Here is a 21,648-nt window from a genome sequence, read left to right as displayed (position 1 = left end):
CCGCGGAAGCAGAAGTGGTGGGTTACCCTAGCGGACTGCGCAAGCGCGCAAACGCAAGGCTAACTATCCCCGTCTTGCCGCTTCCAGCGCCTGCGGCGTGTCGATGTCGAGGAAGGCGCTTTCGCCGTCGACCGGCACTTCGGCAACCGCCTCGGTGTGCTTGGCGATCAGATGGCGCGCGCCGACGTCGCCGTCGAGTGTCATCAACTCCTTGAAGAAGCGGCGCGACCACAGCACGGGGTTGCCGCGGCGGCCTTCGCTGACCGGCACGACGATGAGATTGCCGCGGTCCGGCGCAAAGCCGTCGATGAGGCGGTCGATCAGGCCGGCATCGATCAGCGGCATGTCGCCGAGGCAGACCACAGCGCCGTCGGACGTCTCGGGGACGGCCGCGATGCCGGCCTTGACCGAGCTCGCGATGCCGCCGGCGAAATCCGGATTCTTGACGAAACGCACCTTCAGCCCTTGCAGTGCCTGCTCGACCAACTCGGTCTGATGGCCGGTGACGACGATCACCTCGGATGCTTTCGACGCCAGTGCCTGTTCGGTCGCAATCCGCACCAGCTTCCTGCCGTCGAGCTCGGCGAGCAGCTTGTTCGGTCCGCCCATGCGGGTCGAGCGTCCCGCCGCGAGCACGATGGCCGCGATATTGCTGTTGCCTTCGATCTCCGGCTTGACGCGCGGCTGCGGGCGAGTCACGATCTCCATCAGAAGGCCGCCGACGCCCATGCCCATCAGCTCGGAACGCGTCACCTTGATGCCGGCGAGGAGCCGCATCAGCACCCAATCAAAACCGTTCTCGACCGGCGAACGCGCGCAGCCGGGCGCCCCCAGCACCGGCACGCTGCCGGCACGGGCGATCAGCAGCAGGTTGCCGGGATCGACTGGCATGCCGAAATGCTCGATCTCGCCGCCGATCCCGGTGACGGCTGCCGGAATCACGTCGCGGCGGTCGGCGATCGCAGACGCGCCGAACACGATCACGAGTTCAGCGCTAAGGGCGAGCAATTCCTTGATCGCGGCTGACAGCGCCTGCTCCTCGTGCTGGACCCGCCGCTCCGCGATGATGCCGGCGCCGGCCGGCGCGAGCCGCTCGGCGGTGACGCGCAACGTCTTGTCGATCACCTTGGAGGACAGGCCGGGCAGCAGCGTCGAAACGACGCCAACGCGCTTGATCACGTACGGCGCGATCTTCAGCACGTCGCGGCCCGCAGCCTTCACCGCGGCATCGCGCAAGTTTCCTTCGACGCCGAATGGGATGATCTTGACGGTGCCGACCATCTCGCCCTCGACCACCGGCTTGAAGGCGGAGAGCGTCGCGAAGGTGATAGCCTCGTCGATATTGTTGATGCGGTCGACCGCACCGCGGTCGATCACCAGCACGCCCGGGCGAGCCGCAAACAGGTTGGCGCGGCCGGTGAAGGCGCGCTCGACATGAATGCCATCGCCGCCGACGGCGAGCGCGATGCTTGCGGCGGCAATGTCCTCGGAGACATCGCCCTCCTCCATCCGCACCACCACGACGTCCTTGATGCCGGCCCGCTCCAGCGCCTCGATCTCGGCCGGGCCGATCGTCGTGCCTTTCTTCAGCACCAGCGGTCCCTGGCGAAGGGTGTGGACGGTCACCCCGCCGATCGCATCCTTGGGGCTCGCCGGGCCGAATTTCATGCCGCTTCTTCTTTTTCTTTGGGCGGCAGGCGGAGCACCGCCGTGATCTCGGCCATGATCGACACCGCAATCTCGGACGGCGAGACCGCGCCGATTGCAAGCCCGATGGGCGCGTGGATGCGCGCGATGTCAGAATCATTGGCGCCTTGCGCCCGCAGCCGGTCGCCGCGCTTGGCATGCGTCTTCCGCGAGCCGAGCGCGCCGATATAGAAGCAGTTGCGCTCGAAGGCGTGCAGCAGCGCGGGGTCGTCGATCTTTGGATCGTGCGTCACCGCGACGAAAGCCGTGTAAGCATCGACGTTGAGCGGCGGCAGCGCCGTGTCGGGCCATTCCGCGACCAAGGGAACGTCGGGGAAGCGCTCGGGGCTTGCAAAGGCCGTGCGCGGATCGACCACTATGACGTCGTAGCCGAGCGAGCGCGCCAGCGGCGCCAAGGCCTGGCTGATATGGACCGCGCCGACGATGACGAGCTTTGCGGTCGGCGCGTAGACGTTGAGGAAAATCTTCTTGCCGCCGGCTTCGACACTGGCGCTCTTGCCCATGCGCAGTTGTTTATCGAGCTCAGCTCGCAAGGGATCCTTGGAAAAATCGCAGGCCTTCACCAGGCGCTGCTCGCCGCTCTCGGTGTCCGTCACCAGAATGACTGGTCGGCGCGCGGCGCGCTCGGCATTGAGTTCGTGCAAAATTGCGAGCTTCACGGCTAGCCGACCTTCTCGACGAAGACGCGGATGGTGCCGCCGCAGGACAGCCCGACATTCCAGGCAGTTTCGTCGGCCACGCCAAACTCCAGCATCCTGGGCTTGCCGCTCTGGATCACATCCATGGCCTCGGTCACCACGGCGCCCTCGACACAGCCGCCGGAGACCGAGCCCAGGAACGTGCCCTCGTCGTTGATGACAAGGCTTGAGCCCGCCGGGCGCGGTGCCGAGCCCCAGGTCTCCACCACGGTTGCGAGCGCGACGCCACGGCCGGCCTTTTGCCAGTCCTCGGCGGCCTTCAGAATATCCTCGTCGCGATCGAGCATGGCTACCTCTCAAGCTGCGGAGCGGATCAGGCTGCGGTGATGCGGCGGCAGCGGCCGGGAGAGCGTGCTGATCAGCTCGTGGATCGAACTCAAATTATGCACGGGACGGAATTCGTCAACGTGCGGCAGCATCATTTTGATGCCCTGCGCCTTGGCCTCGAAGCCTCCAAACCGCAGCAGCGGGTTGAGCCAGATCAGCCGCCTGCAGGAGCGGTGCAGCCGGTCCATCTCGAAGGCGAGCTTGGAATCGGCTTCCCGCTCCAGCCCGTCGGAGATCAGCAGCACGATGGCCCCCTGGCTCAGCACGCGCCGCGCCCACAATTTGTTGAAATTGTGCAGCGAGGCCGATATCCGCGTGCCGCCGGCCCAGTCCTCGACCGAAGCCGAGCAGCTCGCCAACGCCTCGTCAGGGTCGCGCTGGCGCAGCGCCCGGGTCACGTTGGTGAGCCGGGTGCCGAACAGGAACACCGAGACTCGCTTGCGGGCGTCGCCGACAGCATGGAGGAAATGCAGGAACAGGCGGGTGTACTCGCTCATCGAGCCCGAGATATCCACCAGCGCCACGATCGGCGCCGGTTTCTCGATCCGCCCGAGGCGATGGATGTCGATGATCTCGCCGCTGGTGCGCAGGGACGCGCGCAGCGTGCGGCGCAAATCGATGCGCAGGCCATGGCGATCGGGCCGGTGCCGGCGCGTGAGCAGTTCGGCCTGCGGCAGCCGCATCCGCTCGATGGCGCGCAACGCCTCGGTAATCTCCGCCGCGCTCATCTGCGCAAAGTCCTTCTTCTGGAGGATCTCCTTGTCGGAGACCGACAGGCGCAGATCCTGCTCCTGGTGCTGCGGTGTCTCCGTCATGCGCGGCTGCGACATCGCCTCCTGCACGCGGCGCGAGCCGGCTTGCGGCTTCTTCTTGGCCTGCTCCGGCAACGGCACCGAATCCAGCATGTGCTTCCACTCTTCCGAGGCGCGGAAGAAAAGGTGGAAGGCCTGTTTGAAGATCAACGCATGCTCGTGGCGCTTGACGAAGATCGCCTCCAGCGCGGTGAAGACGTCGGCGCGGTTGCCGATGTCGATCACCTGGAGCGCGCTCATGGCATCGATAACGGCGCCCGGCCCGACCGGCATGCCCGCCGAACGCAATGCGCGGGCGAAGCCGACGATATTGTCGGCGAACTGCTCGGTTTGCTCAGGTGCCAAGTGATTGATGGCCATGGTTCAGTACTCTCACTCGTCATCCCGTCGCGGCGCGCCGAATGACGAGCTCAGTCGTGACGCGGAGGCGTCAATTCTCGCTCGTCGCTTCCTTCAGCACCTTCTGCAAGCTGTCGCCCTGCATCCGCGTGATGTCGTCCTGATACTTGAGCAGCGCACCCAGCGTGTCGCCGACCACTTGCGGGGTCAGCGAACGGGCGTCGAGCTCGGACAAAGCGGTGGCCCAGTCGATGGTCTCGGCGACGCCGGGGGATTTGTAAAAATCCTGGTTACGCAGCACCTGGACGAAGCGCACGACCTGCTGCGACAGTTTTGCGGAGATGCCGGGCACGCGCGACTTGACGATCGCGAGCTCGCGATCGGCGTCGGGATAATCGACCCAATGATAGAGACAGCGCCGCTTCAGCGCGTCGTGAATCTCACGGGTGCGGTTGGAGGTGATGATGACGATCGGCGGGTTCGGTGCCTTCACCGTGCCGAATTCGGGGATCGTCACCTGGAAGTCGCTGAGGATTTCGAGCAGATACGCTTCGAATGCCTCGTCGGCGCGGTCGAGCTCGTCAATCAGCAGCACCGGCGGCCCGGCGACGTCAGGCTCGAGCGCCTGAAGCAGCGGCCGCTTGATCATGTAGCGCTCGGCGAAGATGTCGGACGACAATTGATCGCGATCGGTGTCGCCGGCGGCTTCCGCCATCCGGATCGCGATCATCTGCGCGGCGCTGTTCCACTCGTAGACTGCCGAGGAGACGTCGAGGCCTTCGTAGCATTGCAGGCGGATCAGCTTCCGTCCCAACGCCGCCGACAGCACTTTTGCAATTTCGGTCTTGCCGACGCCGGCCTCCCCTTCCAGAAACAGCGGCCGGCCCATGCGCAGCGACAGATAGGTCACCGTGGCCAGCGATCGCTCGGAGAGATAGCCGCGCGACGTCAGGAGTTCGAGCATCGCATCGACCGATGCCGGCAAGGCACCGGACGTATTGGCCGTTGAAGTCATGAAAAAGCCAGTCTCGCTACGCCCTCACCGGGGACAAGTTTGGGCCGAGGCGTGAGGATCACTCACTCCTTGGCGTTGGCGGCGTCGAGGGCACGCCGCGTCAGCACTCCGATGAGGTGCGCGCGGTATTCGGCACTGCCGTGGATGTCGCTGTTGAGGCCGTCCGCCGGCACCTCGATGCCATCAAGTGCCTTCGCGGCGAAGCGCTTCTTCAGAGCTTCCTCGAAGGCGGTGACACGGAACACGCCATCCGAACCGGCGCCTGTGACCGCGACCCGCACGTCGGAGGGACGCCGCGCCACGAACACGCCGACCAGCGCATAGCGCGAAGCCTGGTTGCGGAACTTGATATAAGCCGCCTTCTTCGGCAGCGGGAACATCACCTTGGTGATGATCTCGTCGGCTTCGAGCGCGGTCGTGAACAGGCCCTGGAAATATTCTTCCGCCTTGAGGCGGCGCTTGTTGGTGACGATGGTGGCGCCGAGCGCCAGCACCGCAGCCGGATAGTCCGCGGTCGGATCGTTATTGGCGAGCGAGCCGCCGAGCGTGCCCTTGTGGCGCACGGCCGGATCGCCGATCTGGCTTGCCAGATCGGCCAGCGCCGGGATGGCTTCACCGACGATCGCGGAGCTTGCGACCTCGGCATGCCTGGCGGTGGCGCCGATCACGAGCGCGCGGCCCTTCATCTCGATCGTATTGAGCCCCTCGATGTGGGAGAGGTCGACCAGATGCGGCGGGCTGGCGAGGCGCTGCTTCATGACCGGAATCAGCGTGTGACCGCCGGCGATCACCTTGGCGTCCTCGTTCTTCACCAGGAGGTTGGCGGCCTGCCGCACGGTCCCGGGGCGATGGTATTTGAAATCGTACATCTGAATGTCCTGATCGCAGAGTGCGCGCGCGGTTACGCGAGGTCGGATTTCGCCATCGCCTTGGCGCCGGCGGAGATCGAGGTGACGATGTTCTGGTAGCCGGTGCAGCGGCAGAGATTGCCTTCCAGCTCCTCGCGGATGGTGTGATCGTCGAGCTCGTTGCCCTTGCGATGGACGAGGTCGATCGCGGTCATGATCATGCCGGGCGTGCAGAAGCCACACTGCAGGCCATGGTGCTCGCGGAAGGCCTCCTGCATCGGATGCAGCGGCGCGCCGTCGGCGGCCAGCCCCTCGATCGTCTTGACCTCGTGGCCGTCAGCCATCACGGCCAACGTGGTGCAGGACTTCACGGCCTTGCCGTCGAGATGCACGACGCAGGCGCCGCACTGCGAGGTGTCGCAGCCGACATGGGTGCCAGTCAGGCGCAGATTTTCGCGCAGGAACTGCACCAGCAGGGTACGGGGATCGACATTGGCCGTTACAGGATTGCCGTTCACGATGAGGGAGATTTTTGCCATAAGCACTCTCTATCAGCGCCCCGACGGGTCCCGTCGAAGCGGTTCTTATAATTATTCCAACCCATCATATGGGCCATTATGCCCCGGGGCAACATCACAGGGAACGCAAGGCGCCATGCCGAAAGGCGCAATGCTTAAGGTATCGGCCTTCAGCCCTGTACCGCCTTGGCGAAGTTCGCGAAAAATTCGTCGCCCAGTTTCTTGGCGGCGCCGTTGATCAGGCGCTGGCCCAGCTGCGCCAACTTGCCGCCGATCTGCGCCTCGACCTCGTACGACAAAAGCGTGCCGCCGTCCTTCTCCGCAAGCTTGACCACGGCGCCGCCCTTGGCGAAGCCGGCCACCCCGCCCTCGCCTTCGCCGGAGATCTTGTAGCCGTTCGGCGGGTCGAGATCGCTCAGCGTGACCTTGCCTTTGAAGCGCGCCGACACCGGGCCGACCTTCATTTTCGCGGTCGCACGAAAGCCGCCGTCGTCGGTCTTCTCCAGCTCCTCGCAGCCGGGGATGCAGGTCTTCAGCACCTCGGGATTGTTGAGCTTCTCCCACACGGCCTCGCGCGGCGCCGCAAGCTGGACTTCGCCGTTCATCGTCATGGCCATGGGGTGCCTCCCGGGATGCGTCACTATGATGCTGCTCAAGTAACGCACGGAGGCCACAAAGGAAAGGGTGGCACCCGGCCACGTGCAATGCATATTCGCACCTGCAAAAAGCTTGCGCCCGATGGTTGGGGATTGGCAGAGCCGAAGCATGGTGATTAGGTCCCGCACAATATGAGCACATCCCTCTCCCCCCTGCTCGCGCCGATGCTGTCGAGCGCGGCCATGCGTGCAGTCTGCGACGACCGGGCGACCCTTCAGAATATGCTCGATTTCGAGGCAGCCTTGGCCCGAGCCGAAGCGGCCACGGGAGTGATTCCCGCATCCGCGGTGGGCCCGATCGAAGCCGCGTGCAAGGCTGATGCCTTTGACATGGCTGTGCTGGCCGAGGCCGCGACGCGATCCGGCAATCTCGCGATCCCTCTGGTCAGGACGCTGACCTCCAACGTCGGCAAGGCCGACGCGGAGGCCGCGCGCTACGTGCATTGGGGCGCGACCAGCCAGGACGTCATCGACAGCGCGACCATGCTCACGCTTCGCGCCGGCATCGATGCGCTGGACGCCGACCTCAGCCGCGCCATCAAGGGCTTTGCCGCGCTGGCACGGAAGCACCGCAACACCGCGATGGTGGCGCGGACCTGGCTCCAGCACGCGCTGCCGATGCCGTTCGGGCTGAAGGCCGCCGAATACGCCGCAAGCCTTGCCCGCGCCCGCTGCCGCCTGCGGCGACTCTCGCGCGACGGCCTCGCCCTGCAATTCGGCGGAGCGGCCGGCACGCTCGCAGCACTCGGCGACAAAGGGCTCGTGGTGGCCGAACGGCTGGCGCAGGAGCTGAACCTGCCGCTACCGGAAGCGCCCTGGCACACGCATCGCGACCGGATCGCGGAGGCGGCATCGAGCTTTGCGATTCTCGCCGGCAGCTGCGGCAAGATCGCGCGCGATGTCTCGCTGCTGATGCAGACCGACGTTGCCGAAGCGTTCGAGCCCGCCGGGGAAGGCCGCGGCGGCTCCTCGACCATGCCGCACAAGCGCAACCCGGTCGCCGCCGCGAGCGCGCTGGGCTGCGCGACCATGGCGCCGCAGCTCGCCGCGACGATATTCGCTGCTCAAGTGCAGGACCACGAGCGGAGCGCCGGGCCCTGGCATGCGGAATGGCCGACGCTGCCGCAACTGATGCTGGTCACCTCGGGCGCGCTGGCCGCGATCGTCGACATCGCCGAAGGGCTTGATGTCGATGCGGCGCGCATGCGCAGCAATCTCGAAGCGACGCACGGCCTGATCATGGCGGAAGCGGTCACCTTTGCGCTGGCCGAGACGATCGGCAAGAGCGATGCGCATCATCTCGTCGAAGCCGCGAGCAAGCGCGCGGTTGCCGAGAGGAAGCATCTGCGCGAGGTGCTGTTGGCCGATTCGCAGGTCACCGCGCATCTTTCGCCGGAAAAAATTGCGGCATTGTTCGAGCCGATGGCCTATCAAGGGGCTTCCCAAACCCTGATCCACCGCTTGCTCGACAGCCTCGAGCGCGAATAGAGCAGCCCTGAGCGGAAACAAGACGGAGATGCCCGCATGCCCATGATCGATGCCGACGGTTGCCTGATCAACGTCTCCGTCGAGGGCCGCGACGGCGGGCCGACCTTGATGCTCTCCAACTCGCTCGGCTGCACGCTGCAGATGTGGGAGCCGCAGATGAAGGCGCTGACGCAGATATTCCGCGTCATCCGCTACGACCGCCGCGGCCACGGCAAGTCCAACGTTCCGGCCGGCCCGTACACGATGGAGCGCTTCGGCCGCGACGTCCTGGCGATCCTCGACGACCTCAACATCGAGAAGGTGCATTGGTGCGGCCTCTCGATGGGCGGCATGGTCGGGCAATGGCTGGGCGCCAACGCGCCGGAGCGGTTCGGCAAGCTGATCCTCGCCAACACCTCCTGCTACTACGCCGAGCCGACCAAGTGGCTCGAGCGCATCGACGCCGTGAAGAAAGGCGGTATCGCGGCGGTCGCTGATGCCGTTATCGCCGGCTGGCTCACCCAGGATTTCCGCGAGCGCGCGCCTGACGTCTCCGCCAGGATGAAGTCGATGCTGCTCGCCACTCCGGTCGAAGGCTATCTCGCGTGCTGCGAGGCGCTGTCGACGCTCGACCAGCGCGCGCTGCTGCCGAAGATCAAAAGCCCGACTCTGGTGATCGCCGGCCGCCACGACATGGCGACGCCGATTTCGGCGGGTGAATTGATCCGCTCGAACATTCCCGGCGCGAGCATGACCATCATCGACGCCGCCCACATTTCCAATGTCGAACAGCCGCACGCGTTCACCGACGCGGTGGTGGGATTCCTGACGCAACGTTAGTCACAACCGTCATTGCGAGCGCAGCGAAGCAATCCAGAAAATCCCTGCGCGGTGACAGACTGGATTGCTTCGTCGCTTCGCTCCCCGCAATGACGAAGGAGGAGAACAGCATGGACGACCAGAAACGCCGCGATGCCGGCATGAACGTGCGCCGAAAAGTGCTGGGCAATGCCTGGGTCGACAAGTCGATCGCGGGCCGCAATGCGTTCAACACCGACTTCCAGGACATGATCACCCGCTATGCCTGGGGCGAGATCTGGACGCGGCCGCATTTCGACGAGCGCACGCGGCGGGTGCTGGTGATCGGCACCATGGTCGCGCTCGGGCAATGGGACGAATTCCGCCTGCATGTGCGCGCGGCGCTCGCCGAGGGCGGCTTCACGCCCGACGACATCAAGGAAATCCTGCTGCAGCAGGCGATCTATTGCGGCGTGCCGGCGACGAACCACGCCGTCAAGGAAGCCTCAGCGATTGTGCAGGAGCTCGGCCTGCTCAAGACCTAGCGGCGGAGTAGCCTCGACGGTCTGCGGGACCGCTGCCGGCCGCTCGATCACAATCACGATAGCGGCACCGAGCAAGAGCAGGAGTTCGGTGGCGTGCAGCCGCAGCGCGGCCATCTCGCCGACGTTCGAAGCCATGATCATGCTGGCAAACGAGATCAGGCTGCCGATCGCAAGCGCAATGCCGAGCGCCTCGTCGCTGCCGCCGTTCTTGCGGCTGCGGGGAACGCAGAGCAGCGCCAGGTAGATCGCAAAGAACGCCACCACGGTCGCTCGGCCAAGCGCCAGCAGCCAGGCGGCGCGCACGGTGTCCATTCCCGCCATCTGAAGATGGTCGCTGAGGAAAAGAGCCACTGCGACGCTCGGCCGCTCATAGAGGCCGTGCACCGGCGCCACCATGATGTTGAAGGCAACGAGGGTCCAGGCCGGGATGAAATAGGCCGCCAGAAGTACGCCGTTGACCGAACCGATCCGCCAATTTCCGAACATGCCGCTTCCCGTTTCGCTTGGCCCGCGCCTTCGATCGAAGGCTTTGCCGGGAGCTAACTCGCATCAGACTGTGGCGGCAATTTAAACCCTTTGTTTACCTTAACTGCCCGGCCGGGCGACGCGGCCCACGAAAAAAGCCCCGCCTCGCGGCGGGGCCCTCTGCGATGGCCATTGTTCTTGGCTCTCAACTCTACTTGTTGTCCTGACCGTGCTGGCCGGACTTGCCACCCTGTTGCTGGCCCGGCTTGTCACCCTGGCGCTGCGGACTCTGTTGCTGCTGGCCCGGTTTCTGGCCGCCGCCCTGCTGCTGACCGGGGTTCTGGCCCTGCTGGCCGGGATTCTGGTTCTGCTGGTTCGTCATATCGGGAAACTCCCTTGTCGGACGTCCGAGGTGAGATAACGGCCGGCCCCGATTTTGGTTGCCCCGCGGAACCCGGTTCCTCGCGCGTGTCGGAACCGGATCATGACGTCCGTAACGAAATCAGTTCTGTACAAGCCTTTATGCCGAGGCGACGCCAGTTGCAGCCGCCAGTTCCCTCCTGTTACAAAACCAGGAGAATGCTCAGGGGTTGCCGGGGCCCGAGAACTCTTCAAAGAGCTCCCTTTGAGCCCTCGTCAGGTTTGGTAACGGCAGCCCATGGATTATTTCGCCCAGCAGCTCATCAACGGCCTCGTGCTCGGCTCCATCTACGGCCTGATCGCGATAGGCTACACGATGGTCTACGGCATCGTCGGCATGATCAACTTCGCTCATGGCGACATCTTCATGATCGGCGGGTTCATCGCCCTCATCACCTTTCTGCTCCTGATCTCGACCGGCCTGACCGCAATCCCGGTGATCCTGCTGATCGTGCTTCTGGTCTCGATGGCGATCACGGCACTTTACGGCTGGACCATCGAGCGCATCGCCTACCGACCGCTGCGTCACTCCTTCCGCCTCGCTCCGATGCTGTCGGCGATCGGCATGTCCTTCGTGCTGACCAACTATTCGCAAGTGGCGCAAGGCGCCCGCGTCAAGCCGATCCCGCCGCTCATCACCGGCGGCTATACGCTGCATGAGAGCGCGGACGGCTTCGTGATCCAGCTCTCGAACATCCAGATCATGGTTGTCGTCACCACCATCGTGCTGCTGGCGATCTTCACCTGGCTGGTGTCGCGCACCCGGCTTGGGCGCGACATGCGCGCCTGCGAGCAGGACCAGACCATGGCGGCACTGCTCGGCGTCAACGTCGACCGCACCATCTCCATGACCTTCGTGATCGGTGCTGCGCTCGCCGCGGTGGCCGGCCTGATGTACCTGCTCTATTACGGGCTGGTCGATTTCTTCATGGGCTTCGTCGCCGGCATCAAGGCGTTCACCGCTGCCGTGCTCGGCGGCATCGGCTCGCTGCCGGGCGCGATGCTCGGGGGGCTCGCGATCGGGCTGATCGAGACGTTCTGGTCGGCCTATTTCTCGGTCGAGTACAAGGACGTCGCCGCCTTCTCGATCCTGATCGTCGTGCTGATCTTCATGCCGACCGGCCTGCTCGGCCGCCCCGAAGTCGAAAAAGTCTGACGGTCGCGCGCGTGAAAACTCCCTCGATCAATACGGCCAAAGCTCCATCGGGCATCCCCGCTCTCCTGAAGACCGCCTGCTTCAACGCGTTGGTCGCGCTGGTGCTGTTCTCGCTGATGATCGGCATCCGCACCGAGGCGGGTTCCGACGGCCAGCTCACCTACTGGACGCGATTCGGCGACCTCGCATCTATTGTCGCCGCCGTGTTCGGCGGCTCGATCGTGATCGAGCTGCTCAGGCAATGGATCGGCCCGACCGGCGCCGAGAAGCTGGTGCCGCCTGCGTTGCAAAGCGGCATGTCGTTCGTCGGCCGCTATCTCGCACCGGCGCTCCTGATCTTCACGCTGCTGGTGCCTGTGATCTTCTATGACCAGCGCTACATCCTCGACCTCGCAATCCTCGTGCTCACCTATGTCATGCTGGGCTGGGGACTGAACGTCGTGGTTGGCCTCGCCGGCCTGCTCGATCTCGGCTACGTCGCCTTCTATGCGGTGGGCGCCTATTCCTACGCGCTGCTCGCCACCAATTTCGGCTGGTCGTTCTGGGTCTGCCTGCCGCTTGCCGGCATCCTTGCCGCATTCTGGGGCGTGCTGCTCGGCTTCCCCGTGCTGCGCCTGCGCGGCGATTACCTCGCCATTGTGACGCTTGCCTTCGGCGAGATCATCCGCATGGTCATCATCAACTGGCAGGACCTCACCGGGGGCCCCAACGGCGTCTCCAGCATTCCTCGCCCCTCCTTCTTCGGCATCCCGCTCGACAACAGCGACAACGGGCTCGCCGCCAAACTCGGCATCGAGTATTCGCCGACCCACCGTATCGTCTTCCTGTTCTATCTGATCCTGGCGCTTGCGCTCCTCACCAACTGGGTGACGATCCGGCTGCGCCGCCTGCCGATCGGCCGTGCCTGGGAGGCGCTTCGCGAGGACGAGGTCGCCTGCCGCGCGCTCGGCATCAACACCACGACCACCAAGCTCACGGCATTCGCGACCGGTGCGATGTTCGGCGGCTTTGCCGGCGCGTTCTTCGCGACCCGCCAGGGCTTCATCAGTCCGGAATCCTTCACTTTCCAGGAATCGGCGCTGGTCCTCGCCATCGTCGTGCTCGGCGGCATGGGCTCGCAGCTTGGCGTGGCACTCGCCGCGCTCGCCATGATCGGCGGCTTCGAACTGTTCCGCGGCCTCGAGAATTACCGCATGCTCGTGTTCGGCATGGCGATGGTGCTGATCATGATCTGGCGGCCGCGCGGCCTGATCGGCCATCGCGCACCAACCGTGTATCTGACCAAGGCGCAGGCGATCTCCTCCGACCTCGTCAAGGAAGGGCACGGATGAGCGCCGACGAGATTCTCAGCGTCGACCGGCTGACCATGCGCTTCGGCGGCATCGTCGCCGTGCAGGACCTGTCGTTTGCAGCCGAGCGGAAGAAGATCACCGCGCTGATCGGGCCGAACGGCGCCGGCAAGACCACAGTCTTCAATTGCATCACCGGCTTCTACAAGCCGAGCGGCGGCGCCATTCGCCTCACCCATGGCGACGGCAAGGTGATCGCGCTGGAGCGACTGAACGATTTCCGTATCGCCAAGCAGGCCAAGGTCGCCCGCACCTTCCAGAACATCCGCCTGTTTCCCGGCATGACGGCGCTGGAAAACCTGATGGTGGCGCAGCACAACGTACTGATGCGCGCCTCCGGCTTCACCTTCCTGGGCCTTGTCGGCGCCCCCGTCTATCGCGACGCCGAAAAGCAGGCGATCGATCTCGCCACCGACTGGCTCAAGCGCATCAATCTGCTCGATCGCGCCGACGACGCCGCTGGCAATCTCGCCTATGGCGACCAGCGCCGGCTGGAGATCGCGCGCGCGATGTGCACCGAGCCCGCGCTTCTGTGCCTCGACGAACCCGCCGCCGGCCTCAACGCGCGCGAGAGCGCGGCCCTGAGCGAGCTGTTGCTTTCGATCCGCAACGATCTCGGCACCTCGATCCTGCTGATCGAGCACGACATGTCGGTCGTGATGGCGATCTCCGACCATATCGTGGTGATGGACCATGGCGTGAGGATCGCGGAAGGCTCCCCGCGCGAGGTTCGCGACGATCCCAAGGTCATCGCCGCCTATCTCGGCACCGATGAGGAAGAGGCCGTGGCCGTGATGGAGAGCGGGTCGTGACGCCGGCCCCCGCTCCCCTGCTCGCGATCCGCAGCCTTCGCGCCGCCTACGGCAAGATCGAGGCGCTGAAAGGCGTCGACGTCGAGATCAACGCCGGCGAGATCGTGGCGCTGATCGGCGCCAACGGAGCCGGCAAGTCGACGCTGATGATGACGATCTTCGGCAAGCCGCGCGCCCGCGCCGGCCAGATCCTATACGAAGGCCGCGACATCACCGGCGTTCCCACTCACGAGATCGCGCATTTGCGCATCGCGCAATCGCCGGAAGGCCGCCGCATCTTCCCGCGCATGAGCGTGGCGGAAAACCTCCAGATGGGGGCGGACGCGACCGAATGTACCGACGCCGAACGCGAGGCGACGCTCCAACGCGTGTTCGCGCTGTTTCCGCGGCTGAAGGAACGCTACGCCCAGCGCGGCGGAACCCTGTCCGGAGGCGAGCAACAGATGCTGGCGATCGGCCGCGCCTTGATGAGCCGTCCTCGCCTGCTCCTGCTCGACGAGCCTTCGCTTGGGCTGGCGCCGCTGATCGCGCGCCAGATTTTCGACGCGATCCGCACTCTGAACCGGCAGGACGGCCTGACCGTGCTGATCGTCGAGCAGAACGCCAACCATGCGCTCAAGCTCGCCCATCGCGGCTATGTCATGGTCAACGGCCTGATCACGCTGGCCGGGACCGGCGCCGAATTGCTGCAGCGCCCCGAGATTCGCGCCGCCTACCTGGAAGGCGGGCGGCACGGCTGAGGCGCCCGAGAACGAACCCTCAAGAGCCAAGCCTGCGGACCCGCGTGCGGCTGAATGTGGCGAGATATCTGCGCCAATGCCCGTATTTTGCCGGTGACTTCTCCCAAGATTCATTCAAGAATGGCGCCGGTTTGAACCGGGCATGCCCGGCAACGTCCACAGGCGACCACCCTCGAGGTATCTCATGAAATCACTGAAGCTCATCGGTCTGGCATTCGGCGCTTCGATCGCGCTGTCGAGCGCGGCGTTCGCGCAGGATGTCAACATCGCAGTCGCAGGTCCGATGACCGGCGGCGAGTCCGCCTTCGGCCGCCAGATGAAGAACGGCGCCGAGATGGCCGTGGCTGATATCAACGCCGCCGGCGGCGTCAACGGCAAGAAGCTCGCGCTCTCTGTCGAGGACGATGCCTGCGATCCCAAGCAGGCGCGCTCGGTCGCCGAGAAGATCGCCAGTGCCAAGATGCCGTTCGTCGCCGGGCACTATTGCTCGTCGTCGTCGATCCCGGCTTCGGAAGCCTATGCCGACGGCAACGTGCTCCAGATCACGCCTGCCTCCACCAATCCGAAGTTCACCGATAGCGGACTGTGGAACGTGGCGCGCGTCTGCGGCCGCGACGACCAGCAGGGCCTGGTCGCCGCCCAGTACATCGCCAAGAACTACAAGGGCAAGAACATCGCCATCCTCAACGACAAGACCACCTACGGCAAGGGTCTTGCGGATGAAACCAAGAAGGCGCTGAACAAGGCCGGCGTTACCGAGAAGATGTACGAGTCCTACAACAAGGGCGACAAGGACTTCAACGCGATCGTCTCGCGGCTGAAGCGTGACAACATCGATCTCGTCTATGTCGGCGGCTACCACCAGGAGAGCGGCCTCATCCTTCGCCAGATGCGCGACCAGGGCCTCAAGACCGTGCTGATGGCCGGCGACGCGCTCGCCGACAAGGAATACGCCTCCATCACCGGCCCGGCCGGCGAAGGCACACTGTTCACCTTCGGCCCCGATCCGCGCAACAAGCCGACCGCGAAGAAGATCGTCGACGCCTTCAAGGCCAAGAACATCGACCCCGAGGGCTACACGCTCTACACCTATGCGGCGATGCAGGTCTGGTCGCAGGCGGCCAAGAAGGCCGGCACCACCGACGCCAAGAAGGTCATGGCGGCCATCAAGGCCGGCAAGTGGGACACCGTGATCGGACCGATCGAGTATGACGCCAAGGGCGACATCAAGCAGCTCGACTACGTCGTCTACAAATGGGATGCCAAGGGCGGCTACGCCGCGATCAGCGGCAACGGCACCTGAGCGCACTTGCCGGGCCTGAAGGCCTCCTCCAATCATCATCGCGCCCCGGGTTACCCCGGGGCGTTGCTTCCTGCGGCAAGGTCAGACGGCTGCGGGCAGTTCGCCGTCCGCTGCGGCCTGGGCCCTCCGCAGCGCTTGCAGAAGATCGTTCGGCCGAAATGGCTTTTGCAGGCAGACCACGTTGGCGAGGTGGGGCGATTGTTCCATGAAGTCCAGCGCGGTCATCCCCGACACGGCAATGACCGGGAGGCTGGGTGCAAGCTCGCGCAGAGTCGCGATGACCTCGACGCCGCTGGCGTCACCGAGGAAAATGTCCACGATGGCCGCGTCGAAGGAGGCCTCGGTGAACGCTTTCACTCCGGCCGCGCCGCTGTCGGCCTCGACGACCTCGTAACGGTTGACGCGCAGCACGATCGCGACCATCGCACGGACGTCCTTCTGGTCGTCGATGATGAGAACGCGGGCCATAGGGAACAACTCCCGGATCCTGAAATCAAAATGCCTGATTCAAACCTGGAACCCATAGCAGTGGGAGGGCATTATGGCACCGTCCAGTAAAGCGCATCTTACCCGATCCCTAGTGCGCGTTCCCAACAAGATTAAGTAAGCTGTAACCTTCGGTTGAGTCGCGGTGGGTTTTGTCATGATGCGTGCCCAGAACGAGCTACCATGGACGGAATTTCATTGGGCCAAATGAGACTGGCGAAGATGCTCAAGACCGATTCGCGAGAGCTGGACCTGTCCGCGACGACCGAGCGAAACACATTCCTGTCGACCTTGCCGGCCACCGCGTCGGACCGCACCGCAGCATTGGCGATCGTCGGAGTCGCCTCGATCCTGTTCGCACTGGCCGTACCGTTCGCAGGTATCCCGCTGCTGCCTGTGCCAGCCTTCGTCGCGAGCTATCAATCCGCCCTCGCCGCCGCGGACATCATCACCGCGGTCCTTCTGCTGTCGCAGTTTGCGGTGCTCCGGACCCGCGCACTGCTCGTGCTAGCAACGGGCTATCTGTTCACTGCCGCGGCGGCCACATGCCATGCCCTCACCTTCCCGGGACTTTTCTCGCCGACGGGGTTGCTGCGTGCCGATCAGCAGACCGCGGTCTGGCTCTACATGATCTGGCACGGCGGCTTCCCGCTCTGCGTGCTGGCCTATGCCTGGCTGAAGGAGGCCGACGGCGGCGCCAGGATCTCAGGCTCGGCAAGCAAGGCGATCTGCGCCAGCGCGCTCGGCGTCGTTGCGGTCTCGATCGTCTTGACCTGGATCGTCACTGCCCAGCACGATCTGCTGCCGGTCCTGCTGCACGACGGCCGTTACACGCAGCTCATGATCGGCGTGGTGTCCTTCGTTTGGTCCCTGAGCTTCGCCGCACTGGTCTCGCTGTGGTTCCGGCGTCCGCATTCGATCATCGACGTCTGGCTCATGGTCGTGATGTGCGCCTGGCTGTTCGACATCGCACTGTCGGCGATCGTCAACGTCGCGCGCTTCGATCTCGGCTTCTACGCCGGCCGCTTCTACGGCCTCTGCGCAGCTACCTTCGTGCTTGCGGTGCTTCTGATCGAAAATGTCCGCCTCCAGGCCCACACGGTGGGCCTGGTCGGCAGGCTGCGCCAGCAGTCGGCATTGGATCGCGACTACTACGGCAAGCGCCTTGCCCTGTACGGCGCTGTCGTCGAATCCGCCAATGACGCCATCATCACGAAGACGCTCGACGGTGTCATCACCGGCTGGAACAAGGCCGCCGAACATCTGTTCGGCTATGCCGCCACGGAGGCCATCGGCAAGCCGATCGACATCATTGTGCCGGACGACCGCAAGGCCGAGGTCAGGGGTATCCTGAACCGGGTCGGCGGCAACGAAACGATCGCCCAGCACGAGACGGTCCGCATCCGAAAGGACGGCCGTCGGCTCGACGTCGTGCTCAACATTTTTCCGCTCAAAACAGCTGGCGGAGAGATCATTGGGGCCTCCAAGATCGCCCACGACATCACGGAGGAGAAGCAGTCACGGGAGAAACTGCGCCGCGAGATCGAGGAGCGGCAGCGCATCTTCGAGACCTCGCAGGATCTCATCCTGGTCACCGACGGTTTTGGCAATTTCGTCCAGGTCAGCCCGAGCGTGAAGGATATCCTCGGATTCGGTCCGGAGGACATGGTCGGACACAGCGCAACCGAGTTCATCCATCCCGACGATCTCGACAGGACACGAAGCGAGATGCGCGCGGCGCGGCGCGGCGCCGTCAAGCGCAGCTTCGAGGCGCGCTACTACCACTACGACGGTCACGAGGTCACGCTGAATTGGATGGGCACCTGGTCCGATCCGGTCAAGCGCCATTTCTTCATCGGCCGCGACCTCACCGAGAAGCAGGCGGCCGAGGCGCAGTTCAGGCACATCCAGAAGATGGATTCCATCGGTCAATTGACCGGCGGTGTCGCGCACGACTTCAACAATGTGCTGACCGTCATCACCGGCACGATCGGCATTTTGGCGGATGCGGTCGCTGACCGTCCCGAACTCGCCGCCATCACCAAGCTGATCGACGATGCCGCCGAACGCGGCGCGCAACTGACCAAGCATCTGCTCGCCTTCGCCCGCAAGCAGCCGCTCCAGCCGCGCGAAATCGACGTCAACGCCCTGACGCTCGAGGCCGCAAAGCTCCTGCATCCCACCCTCGGCGAGCAGATCACCATCCTGCCGCAGCTCACCGAGGATGCATGGCCGGCACTGATCGACCCGGGTCAGCTTTCCACCGCGATCCTCAATCTCGCGCTGAACGCGCGCGATGCCATGCCCGACGGCGGCACGCTGGTGCTGGAGACCCGCAACATCTTCCTCGACGACGGTTATGCCAGCATGAATCCCGACGTGCTGGCCGGCAATTACGTGATGATCGCCGTCAGCGACACCGGCTCCGGAATCCCGCCGGAGTTGATCGACCGGGTGTTCGATCCCTTCTTCACCACCAAGGAGGTCGGCAAGGGCACCGGCCTCGGGCTCAGCATGGTGTTCGGCTTCGTCAAGCAGTCCGGCGGCCACGTCAAGATCTACAGCGAGGAAGGCCACGGCACGAGCGTGAAGATCTACCTGCCGCGCTCGAGCGGCGTGCAGGAGACCGAGTTCGAGGCGCTCCAGAACGCGCCCGTCACCGGTGGCGACGAGAAGATCTTGATCGTCGAGGACGACGCGCTGGTGCGGCAATATGTCGTGACCCAGATCAAGAGCCTCGGTTATGCGGCCCTCGAGGCCGGCAACGCGGCCGAGGCCCTCATCATCATCGACTCCGACAAGGACATCGACCTGCTGTTCACGGACATCATCATGCCGGGCAACATGAACGGCCGCCAGCTCGCCGATGAGGCGGCGCGCCGGCGCCCCAACCTGAAGACGCTGTTCACTTCGGGCTACACCGAGAACGCCATCGTCCACCACGGCCGGCTCGATTCCGGCGTGCTGCTGCTGGCAAAGCCCTACCGCAAGTCCGAGCTCGCCAAGATGCTCAGGACCGCGCTCGCCGGTTGAGCCTGCGGCATCCCTGCGATATCGCTGAAGCGATCGCCTTTCAGCCTGCGGAGCCGTCTTGAAAAACCTTCTCACCGATATCGCCGGCGTCCGCGTCGGCCATGCCGAGGATGCGAAACTCGCCTCGGGCGCGACCGCGATCATCTTCGACCAACCGGCGGTCGCGGCGATCGACATCCGCGGCGGTGGACCGGGTACCCGCGAGGATGCCCTGCTCGATCTTGCCAGCACGCAAGAACGGGTCGATGCGATCGCGTTGTCCGGCGGCTCCGCTTTCGGGATCGAGACCGGCGGCGGCGTGCAGGCCTGGCTCGCCGAGCAGGGTCGCGGTCTTAATATCCGCGGCGCGGTGATCCCGCTCGTGCCGGGTGCGATCGTGTTCGACCTGCTCAATGGTGGCGACAAGGCCTGGGGGCGCTTCGCGCCCTATCGCGATCTCGGTTACGCCGCGGCCTTGGCCGCAAGCCACGATTTCGCGCTGGGCAGCGTCGGCGCCGGCCTGGGTGCCACCACCGCGACCTTCAAGGGCGGGCTGGGGTCAGCTTCCGCGGTCCTGGCCAACGGCATCAAGGTCGCCGCGATTATCGTCGTCAACGCGGTCGGCAGCGCCACCGTCGGCGACGGGCCGTGGTTCTGGGCAGCGCCATTCGAGGAGAACGGCGAGTTCGGCGGGCGGGGCCTGCCGTCCGCGTTCACACGGGACATGCTGGCGATGCGCATCAAGGGCGGGCTCGCCGCGACCGCGCGCGAAAACACCACGATCGGCCTCGTCGTCACCGACGCGAGGCTGACCAAGGCACAGGCCAAGCGGCTTGCGATGATCGCGCATACCGGGTTTGCCCGCGCGATCTATCCGGTGCATGCCCCGACCGACGGCGACGTGCTGTTTGCCGCCGCGACTGGCGAGAAGCCGGTCGAGCCGTTGGTCGGCCTCACCGAACTCGGCACGGTCGCCGCCAACGTGGTCGCGCGCGCGATCGCACGTGGCATTTACAATGCGACAGCACTGCCGTTCGCAGGGGCACTACCGGCGTGGAAGGATCGCTTCGGCGCGTAAGTAGCACTCGCATCTCGCAACACGTCACACGTCATCGCCCGGCGAAGACCGGGCGATCCAGTATTCCAGAGACGATAAATGATTGAACCGAAAGGCCGCGGCGTACGGGATGCCCCGTCTCCGCGGGGCACGACGACGCAATTTGCGGAGGGAGAGCTTCTCGCTCACACGCTCATCGACATGGACGAGCCGGCAGCCGCTGAGGCGCCTTGCCCGTGCCCGCCTTGCCGCTGCATCAACTGCGCAAACAGATCATAAGCCGAATTACCGGAGGCGCTGGGGGCGCCCGGGACCGTTGTCGACATCTTGAAGCCGTCGGTATAGGTGACGGTGGTGGTGGACGAGCCGTCGGCGCCGGTTGTCGTGGTCGAGGTCGAGCCGCCGCTCGACTGCGAGGAAGCATCCGAACCGGTGCCGGACGCATCGCCTGCACCTTGCGCGTGATGGTGGCCGTGATGGCCGCTCTTCAGCGCCTTCGACATCTCGTCGAGGCTGACGCTGCCGTCGGAATTCGAATCCAGCTTGGAGAACACGTCGTCGGCCTGCGCCGTGTTGGTGCCGCCGGCACCCAGCGCATTCTCGAATTCGGATTTGGTGATCTTGCCGTCGCCGTCTCCGTCGACCTGCGAAAAAAGGTCCTTCAGCGCGGCGTCACGGCTCGTCGAGGACGTCGACGTGGAGGACGTGGAGTTCGACGAGGTCGAGCTGGCTGTGCTGCTCGTACTGTCAGAGGACTGGCTCTGCGCGGCGAACAACGCCTTCATCGTCTCCGGCGAGATCTGCGGATATTTGCCCGAATTGACCGAAGAGGTCGCGCCTCTGGTCGTGCTGTTGCTGCCGCTGTCGATCGCGAACGGATTGGTCGCGCCTTTCGAAGGCCCCGTCTTCTGGGTCGACGAGGACGATTTCGAATTCGTCAGCGACTGGATCGCGTCGAGCGCACTCGATGCGGCACCAAGGGCAAACAACATTGCAAAAACTCCAACCGATGCGGCATGCCGCGGCCAATGTCCTGGAGGTGACGTCAGCAAGCGCCGTGCCAGCGAAAAAAGCTCAATGAAATCCGCCTTCGCCGCACTTTGCACGGCCCGGTAACA

General features: G+C 64.8%; 22 protein-coding genes. 10 read left to right on the top strand and 12 right to left on the bottom strand.

Features of this window, described 5'->3' with window-relative positions; translation table 11 throughout:
* Nucleotides 1-63: 63 nt before the first annotated feature.
* The 8 genes from ABIB00_RS07945 to ABIB00_RS07910 form a co-directional block, all read right to left on the bottom strand.
* Nucleotides 64-1,668: an NTP transferase domain-containing protein gene (locus tag ABIB00_RS07945; protein WP_354103954.1), complete on the bottom strand. Its 1,605-nt coding sequence runs from the start codon at nucleotides 1,666-1,668 to the stop codon at nucleotides 64-66.
* Nucleotides 1,665-2,366 carry an XdhC family protein gene (locus ABIB00_RS07940; protein ID WP_354103953.1) on the bottom strand — a complete coding sequence of 234 codons (702 nt, stop codon included), beginning with the start codon at nucleotides 2,364-2,366 and terminating at the stop codon, nucleotides 1,665-1,667. Before ABIB00_RS07940 ends, ABIB00_RS07945 begins: the two co-directional genes overlap by 4 nt.
* Before the next feature lie 2 nt (nucleotides 2,367-2,368).
* Entirely contained in the window at nucleotides 2,369-2,692 is a 324-nt protein-coding gene (locus tag ABIB00_RS07935) for an XdhC family protein (RefSeq protein WP_007602422.1), read from the bottom strand.
* A 9-nt stretch (nucleotides 2,693-2,701) separates the two neighbouring features.
* Nucleotides 2,702-3,904 (bottom strand): vWA domain-containing protein, encoded by a 1,203-nt coding sequence (locus ABIB00_RS07930; RefSeq protein WP_354103952.1) that lies wholly within the window; start codon nucleotides 3,902-3,904, stop codon nucleotides 2,702-2,704.
* A gap of 70 nt (nucleotides 3,905-3,974) precedes the next feature.
* Nucleotides 3,975-4,898 carry an AAA family ATPase gene (locus ABIB00_RS07925; protein WP_354046346.1) on the bottom strand — a complete coding sequence of 308 codons (924 nt, stop codon included), beginning with the start codon at nucleotides 4,896-4,898 and terminating at the stop codon, nucleotides 3,975-3,977.
* Between the two features lie 62 nt (nucleotides 4,899-4,960).
* Entirely contained in the window at nucleotides 4,961-5,767 is an 807-nt protein-coding gene (locus ABIB00_RS07920) for an FAD binding domain-containing protein (RefSeq protein WP_247338985.1), read from the bottom strand.
* Nucleotides 5,768-5,799: 32 nt separating this feature from the next.
* Nucleotides 5,800-6,285 (bottom strand): (2Fe-2S)-binding protein, encoded by a 486-nt coding sequence (locus ABIB00_RS07915; protein ID WP_247338997.1) that lies wholly within the window; start codon nucleotides 6,283-6,285, stop codon nucleotides 5,800-5,802.
* Between the two features lie 149 nt (nucleotides 6,286-6,434).
* Nucleotides 6,435-6,881: an SRPBCC family protein gene (locus ABIB00_RS07910; RefSeq protein ID WP_247338999.1), complete on the bottom strand. Its 447-nt coding sequence runs from the start codon at nucleotides 6,879-6,881 to the stop codon at nucleotides 6,435-6,437.
* 171 nt (nucleotides 6,882-7,052) lie between these two features.
* Between ABIB00_RS07910 and ABIB00_RS07905 the strand changes: the two genes are divergently transcribed.
* The 3 genes from ABIB00_RS07905 (at nucleotide 7,053) to ABIB00_RS07895 (ending at nucleotide 9,730) form a co-directional block, all read left to right on the top strand.
* Nucleotides 7,053-8,408 (top strand): 3-carboxy-cis,cis-muconate cycloisomerase, encoded by a 1,356-nt coding sequence (locus ABIB00_RS07905; protein ID WP_354103951.1) that lies wholly within the window; start codon nucleotides 7,053-7,055, stop codon nucleotides 8,406-8,408.
* Between the two features lie 36 nt (nucleotides 8,409-8,444).
* A complete protein-coding gene (pcaD, locus tag ABIB00_RS07900; RefSeq protein ID WP_247444502.1) occupies nucleotides 8,445-9,227 on the top strand; it encodes a 3-oxoadipate enol-lactonase in 783 nt (260 codons plus the stop codon).
* 110 nt (nucleotides 9,228-9,337) lie between these two features.
* On the top strand, nucleotides 9,338-9,730 hold the full coding sequence (locus tag ABIB00_RS07895; RefSeq protein ID WP_247444501.1) for a carboxymuconolactone decarboxylase family protein: 393 nt from the start codon (nucleotides 9,338-9,340) through the stop codon (nucleotides 9,728-9,730).
* Here ABIB00_RS07895 and ABIB00_RS07890 read toward each other — a convergent pair.
* Together ABIB00_RS07890 and ABIB00_RS07885 are read right to left on the bottom strand one after the other, a co-directional pair.
* Entirely contained in the window at nucleotides 9,692-10,216 is a 525-nt protein-coding gene (locus tag ABIB00_RS07890) for a hypothetical protein (RefSeq protein WP_354103950.1), read from the bottom strand. The genes ABIB00_RS07895 and ABIB00_RS07890 overlap by 39 nt on opposite strands.
* A 190-nt stretch (nucleotides 10,217-10,406) precedes the next feature.
* Complete coding sequence (locus ABIB00_RS07885) at nucleotides 10,407-10,577, bottom strand: hypothetical protein (protein WP_247339010.1); 171 nt, start codon at nucleotides 10,575-10,577, stop codon at nucleotides 10,407-10,409.
* A gap of 276 nt (nucleotides 10,578-10,853) precedes the next feature.
* Between ABIB00_RS07885 and ABIB00_RS07880 the strand changes: the two genes are divergently transcribed.
* The 5 genes from ABIB00_RS07880 (at nucleotide 10,854) to ABIB00_RS07860 (ending at nucleotide 15,975) form a co-directional block, all read left to right on the top strand.
* A complete protein-coding gene (locus tag ABIB00_RS07880; RefSeq protein ID WP_247339012.1) occupies nucleotides 10,854-11,771 on the top strand; it encodes an ABC transporter permease subunit in 918 nt (305 codons plus the stop codon).
* Nucleotides 11,772-11,782: 11 nt separating this feature from the next.
* Complete coding sequence (gene livM, locus ABIB00_RS07875) at nucleotides 11,783-13,102, top strand: high-affinity branched-chain amino acid ABC transporter permease LivM (RefSeq protein WP_354103949.1); 1,320 nt, start codon at nucleotides 11,783-11,785, stop codon at nucleotides 13,100-13,102.
* Entirely contained in the window at nucleotides 13,099-13,932 is an 834-nt protein-coding gene (locus ABIB00_RS07870; protein WP_354103948.1) for an ABC transporter ATP-binding protein, read from the top strand. The genes livM and ABIB00_RS07870 overlap by 4 nt, the downstream gene beginning before the upstream one ends.
* A complete protein-coding gene (locus ABIB00_RS07865) occupies nucleotides 13,929-14,672 on the top strand; it encodes an ABC transporter ATP-binding protein (RefSeq protein WP_247444497.1) in 744 nt (247 codons plus the stop codon). The genes ABIB00_RS07870 and ABIB00_RS07865 overlap by 4 nt, the downstream gene beginning before the upstream one ends.
* Nucleotides 14,673-14,856: 184 nt before the next feature.
* Nucleotides 14,857-15,975, top strand: coding sequence for a branched-chain amino acid ABC transporter substrate-binding protein (locus tag ABIB00_RS07860; protein ID WP_247339034.1), 1,119 nt, complete (start codon nucleotides 14,857-14,859; stop codon nucleotides 15,973-15,975).
* Between the two features lie 81 nt (nucleotides 15,976-16,056).
* Here ABIB00_RS07860 and ABIB00_RS07855 read toward each other — a convergent pair whose 3' ends face one another.
* Complete coding sequence (locus ABIB00_RS07855) at nucleotides 16,057-16,443, bottom strand: response regulator (protein WP_354046333.1); 387 nt, start codon at nucleotides 16,441-16,443, stop codon at nucleotides 16,057-16,059.
* A gap of 240 nt (nucleotides 16,444-16,683) precedes the next feature.
* On the opposite strand from ABIB00_RS07855, the gene ABIB00_RS07850 reads away from it, so the two are divergent.
* Nucleotides 16,684-19,494 (top strand): PAS domain S-box protein, encoded by a 2,811-nt coding sequence (locus tag ABIB00_RS07850; protein WP_354103947.1) that lies wholly within the window; start codon nucleotides 16,684-16,686, stop codon nucleotides 19,492-19,494.
* Nucleotides 19,495-19,552: 58 nt separating this feature from the next.
* The gene (locus ABIB00_RS07845; RefSeq protein ID WP_354046330.1) at nucleotides 19,553-20,551 is read left to right on the top strand and encodes a P1 family peptidase; all 999 of its coding nucleotides are present in this window, start codon (nucleotides 19,553-19,555) and stop codon (nucleotides 20,549-20,551) included.
* Nucleotides 20,552-20,715: 164 nt separating this feature from the next.
* Here ABIB00_RS07845 and ABIB00_RS07840 read toward each other — a convergent pair whose 3' ends face one another.
* Nucleotides 20,716-21,522 carry an EF-hand domain-containing protein gene (locus ABIB00_RS07840; RefSeq protein ID WP_354103946.1) on the bottom strand — a complete coding sequence of 269 codons (807 nt, stop codon included), beginning with the start codon at nucleotides 21,520-21,522 and terminating at the stop codon, nucleotides 20,716-20,718.
* Nucleotides 21,523-21,648 lie beyond the last annotated feature (126 nt).

The sequence above is a fragment of the Bradyrhizobium sp. LB14.3 genome, assembly GCF_040547985.1.
Lineage (GTDB): Bacteria > Pseudomonadota > Alphaproteobacteria > Rhizobiales > Xanthobacteraceae > Bradyrhizobium.
This window is presented reverse-complemented; position numbering and strand designations above follow the sequence as displayed.

Coding starts and splice junctions, on each gene's coding strand:
- ABIB00_RS07945 (WP_354103954.1), bottom strand. CDS start 1,668: ATGAAATTCGGCCCGGCGAGCCCCAAGGATGCGATCGGCGGGGTGACC.
- ABIB00_RS07935 (WP_007602422.1), bottom strand. CDS start 2,692: ATGCTCGATCGCGACGAGGATATTCTGAAGGCCGCCGAGGACTGGCAA.
- ABIB00_RS07930 (WP_354103952.1), bottom strand. CDS start 3,904: ATGGCCATCAATCACTTGGCACCTGAGCAAACCGAGCAGTTCGCCGAC.
- ABIB00_RS07925 (WP_354046346.1), bottom strand. CDS start 4,898: ATGACTTCAACGGCCAATACGTCCGGTGCCTTGCCGGCATCGGTCGAT.
- ABIB00_RS07920 (WP_247338985.1), bottom strand. CDS start 5,767: ATGTACGATTTCAAATACCATCGCCCCGGGACCGTGCGGCAGGCCGCC.
- ABIB00_RS07915 (WP_247338997.1), bottom strand. CDS start 6,285: ATGGCAAAAATCTCCCTCATCGTGAACGGCAATCCTGTAACGGCCAAT.
- ABIB00_RS07910 (WP_247338999.1), bottom strand. CDS start 6,881: ATGGCCATGACGATGAACGGCGAAGTCCAGCTTGCGGCGCCGCGCGAG.
- ABIB00_RS07905 (WP_354103951.1), top strand. CDS start 7,053: ATGAGCACATCCCTCTCCCCCCTGCTCGCGCCGATGCTGTCGAGCGCG.
- pcaD (WP_247444502.1), top strand. CDS start 8,445: ATGCCCATGATCGATGCCGACGGTTGCCTGATCAACGTCTCCGTCGAG.
- ABIB00_RS07895 (WP_247444501.1), top strand. CDS start 9,338: ATGGACGACCAGAAACGCCGCGATGCCGGCATGAACGTGCGCCGAAAA.
- ABIB00_RS07890 (WP_354103950.1), bottom strand. CDS start 10,216: ATGTTCGGAAATTGGCGGATCGGTTCGGTCAACGGCGTACTTCTGGCG.
- ABIB00_RS07885 (WP_247339010.1), bottom strand. CDS start 10,577: ATGACGAACCAGCAGAACCAGAATCCCGGCCAGCAGGGCCAGAACCCC.
- ABIB00_RS07880 (WP_247339012.1), top strand. CDS start 10,854: ATGGATTATTTCGCCCAGCAGCTCATCAACGGCCTCGTGCTCGGCTCC.
- ABIB00_RS07870 (WP_354103948.1), top strand. CDS start 13,099: ATGAGCGCCGACGAGATTCTCAGCGTCGACCGGCTGACCATGCGCTTC.
- ABIB00_RS07860 (WP_247339034.1), top strand. CDS start 14,857: ATGAAATCACTGAAGCTCATCGGTCTGGCATTCGGCGCTTCGATCGCG.
- ABIB00_RS07855 (WP_354046333.1), bottom strand. CDS start 16,443: ATGGCCCGCGTTCTCATCATCGACGACCAGAAGGACGTCCGTGCGATG.
- ABIB00_RS07850 (WP_354103947.1), top strand. CDS start 16,684: ATGCTCAAGACCGATTCGCGAGAGCTGGACCTGTCCGCGACGACCGAG.
- ABIB00_RS07840 (WP_354103946.1), bottom strand. CDS start 21,522: ATGTTGTTTGCCCTTGGTGCCGCATCGAGTGCGCTCGACGCGATCCAG.